Origin of the sequence: Coraliomargarita parva, from assembly GCF_027257905.1 — a bacterium.
Lineage (GTDB): Bacteria > Verrucomicrobiota > Verrucomicrobiia > Opitutales > Coraliomargaritaceae > Coraliomargarita_A > Coraliomargarita_A parva.
In genome coordinates this window covers 1-3,063 of record NZ_JAPZEI010000023.1, presented here as the reverse complement: position 1 = coordinate 3,063, position 3,063 = coordinate 1, and the positions used below count along the sequence as shown (strand labels likewise).

Below are 3,063 nucleotides of genomic sequence, written 5' to 3'. Positions count from 1 at the left end.
TGATAAGCTTCGGACGCTTTGGGGAACTCGAACCAACCATCGCATTCGGATTGATTAAAACTGGGTTCGAACCAAGCGGTGGTATCAACTCCGTTCGCGCTGCTCACTCCGAAGATACACCTTAACGATATGCGAAAGATGAAAAACATAATCATAGTCAGCCTTTTCCTAGGATTATTTTCCATCAGCCATGCTTTGAGTGAAGAAAGTGTAATAGTTGTAGATCACCAGGCTGGAGTAACACCACTTCGAAAAGTCTACCTGGAGAAGTATACCCAAGCGACACCAGACTTAGCTGCCAAAAAAGAAAACACCAAAACAACAGTTCAGTTTAGAGATAAAATCGAAGCAAAAAAAGAAGAGGATGAGCTTCCTGAATACCTCAGTGGGTTGGCAACTGGAGGCGCCACAGGACTATTTATTATCTTTAATTGGGCAATTGCAGGATTGGGTGCTCCCTTCATCAATCAGACATCAGCCATTGTCTTAATTATTCTAGCAAGCATGGCCGGAATGCTTTGCACATATTCAACCCGATTACAGAAAGCTGCCTTCAGGAAGCATATCCAGCCAGAGCTGGACAACGCCTAACGGCGTGCCAGTCTTTGACGATGGAAGAATAAAAAATGGAAAATACAACCAACACGGTCTTCAACAATTTTGGCAATTTTATGATCATTGCTCAGCTGATTAATTTGCTTATCATCGGAGCTATAGTCTGGGGTGTCATCCATTTCTGGCAGAAGATCTCAAAATGGAATAATGAAAGAAATCAAATCCTTCACAGTATGGCAGTCGAACTTGCCGAAATTAAAAGAGAGATGAAGAGCAATCGAGGCCTTTAAGATCACCGAAGCACTCAGGAGTCCATCCAGACGACACAGACAACCCATTTAACCCGCCCCGAAATTCTAAAAAGCAACTGGACGATTAAGCTCTCAGGCTGGTTGTCTGGTCTCATCGTTCAGTAAGATAAAATGCAAAAGGAAGAATGCATTAGTCAGATCAGAGAAGCATTCAAGCAATGCGAGAAACCAAGCAAAGAAAGAATGTCTAGCTGGGGTGGACTTGATGGGGACTATGTGCTAAAAAACTGGAACCATCTGAAGCGTGAGCAAGTAAGAGAATTTGACTCGATCACGTCCTATCATACCGAAGATCTGAGCTACATGAGTTCTGATGCGCTAAGGTATTATTTACCGGGCATCATGATACTCTTCTTGGAGAAACCAGATGTAGTCGACTACGGAGCCTTTATCGGTCTGCTTAGTCGGCTCGAAGCAATATTTGGCTGTAGAGTTCTGAACCCAAACAAAATCCCCTTAAAATTCGATACGTACCGACCTATTCGCTTCACTCAGGAGCAACTAACCTCGATAACAAATTGGACACATCAGATTGAGACCTTATACGACGAGCTTGAAGTCGAAGACGAAGCATATTGGTTTAGTGAGCAGTTTGAAAGGCTAAGGAAGGCAATAGGAACATCGAGGAATCTTGTAGACTACGACATTGAACTAAAAAGGAACTAGACTGAACCAGTCGACACAGACAACGAGTGTGCTACGCACTCTCGCGTCTGGTCTCGACGTTGGGTAAAAGAATGAAAAACACACCCACATTTAATAAAATCATAAGCATATTAAGAAGTGGTAAGCAGACATCTTGCGTTTACTGTGGTTACTCATTCGTCGCATCACCTGAAGCTATACGATTTGCCACAGTTGAGCATTTATTGCCTCAAGCAAAAACATCAAAACGAAGAGGATCAAACTGCCAAAACAACACATACCTCTGTTGCTACAAATGTAATACAATCAGACGAGACTCACTTCCTGAGGGGATAATCAAAGATGAAATTGAAAACCCTAGCTCTAAAACCCCGAGCTGGTTAGTCGAAGTGAATACCGGAAAAGCACCTCGCTATTACATAAAGACAAAAAAAATGAGAGATAAACTAATCCGAGAGATCAAGGAGCAGTTTATTATCCCCGAGAGCAGGCGCTTATTTGAAACGTGGACAGATATCGTATGGAATATCCAATCAGAGAAAGATCTAGAGGAAGATGATTCAGGTGCAAAAAATGACACAGTCACTAAGTCCCAGAAGAAAAATGAAAATACGAAAAGGAAGAAATCTATTCCGAAAGAAAATGATTATCCACCTGGCTTTAATCCATATGTTGTAGACTTAAGGTTCCCTGGAACTTTCGGATCTCAGCAATACGATAAAATAGACCCAACCAGACGGTAGTGGACAACTCAGAGGCTGCGCCTTTACGTGCCACACCTCTACGTTGGAGAAATGAAATCCTACTTTATACTTTCAGACGAAGCGCGGCATGCCGTTAAGATCTTCGATCTCGATTTGCTACAGAGAATGAGTGAAGAAATAGAAGATCGATATGATGCAGCCTCTTTCTACGAGATGGTTTTCTACGAGCTAAGAAAAAGAAAGAATGTGAATGCAGATACGATCATCGAGTGGATCGAAAGGTTTATGGCATGGCTTCACGATGAAGATCATCAAGATTGCGATTTCCCACTCACAGGAACCGACTGGGCGCTGGAGATGATTGAGATAGGAGAAGAGAATGATCGATTGGATTTATCACTAAAGTGCCTCGATACTGTAATTGAATCTTATGCACTCCTGCAGGCAGAGCAGCGAAAGTGGGATGAGATCAGAAGCAAAGTTTACCTCAAAATTAGAGAACAAAACTCCAACCATTCGCTTCTGGACAACGTCTAACGGCGCGCCAGAGCTCGACGTTGGAGAATAGAATGAAGAAAACTTCGAAAAGCATTTTGCTAGGGCTTACTCAGGCAGCAGTCATCACGCTAATAGTCGTGATTGTTGCCCCCTTCTTCAGTCGGTCAAAGCCCCATTGGGAAATCCTCAATGAAAAGAATGAAAACGGATGGAGATTGACGATTGAGCCGGCCCCGTAAAGTTGGACAGGTTGCTTCACCGAGTTAAAGTAAAGCAACCAATGAAAAAGAGACGAAAGTTCACATCCGAGTTCAAAAGCAAGGTAGCGCTGGAGGCGCTGCGGGAACAGC

6 protein-coding genes are annotated in these 3,063 nt (G+C 43.1%); 5 read left to right on the top strand and 1 reads right to left on the bottom strand.

Annotated elements, in window-relative coordinates; all coding sequences use genetic code 11:
- Positions 1–138 precede the first annotated feature (138 nt).
- From O2597_RS18540 to O2597_RS18520, 5 genes are all read left to right on the top strand, one after another.
- Positions 139–591: a hypothetical protein gene (locus tag O2597_RS18540; protein WP_269527269.1), complete on the top strand. Its 453-nt coding sequence runs from the start codon at positions 139–141 to the stop codon at positions 589–591.
- A gap of 35 nt (positions 592–626) precedes the next feature.
- Positions 627–845, top strand: coding sequence for a hypothetical protein (locus O2597_RS18535; protein WP_269526831.1), 219 nt, complete (start codon positions 627–629; stop codon positions 843–845).
- Positions 846–977: 132 nt separating this feature from the next.
- Positions 978–1,532, top strand: coding sequence for a hypothetical protein (locus O2597_RS18530; protein WP_269527267.1), 555 nt, complete (start codon positions 978–980; stop codon positions 1,530–1,532).
- Between the two features lie 71 nt (positions 1,533–1,603).
- Positions 1,604–2,254 carry an HNH endonuclease gene (locus O2597_RS18525; protein ID WP_269527265.1) on the top strand — a complete coding sequence of 217 codons (651 nt, stop codon included), beginning with the start codon at positions 1,604–1,606 and terminating at the stop codon, positions 2,252–2,254.
- Positions 2,255–2,305: 51 nt separating this feature from the next.
- Complete coding sequence (locus O2597_RS18520; protein WP_269527263.1) at positions 2,306–2,752, top strand: hypothetical protein; 447 nt, start codon at positions 2,306–2,308, stop codon at positions 2,750–2,752.
- Positions 2,753–2,822: 70 nt separating this feature from the next.
- Here O2597_RS18520 and O2597_RS18515 read toward each other — a convergent pair.
- Positions 2,823–3,063: hypothetical protein (locus O2597_RS18515; RefSeq protein WP_269527261.1), on the bottom strand; the 241-nt coding region annotated here is incomplete at its 5' end.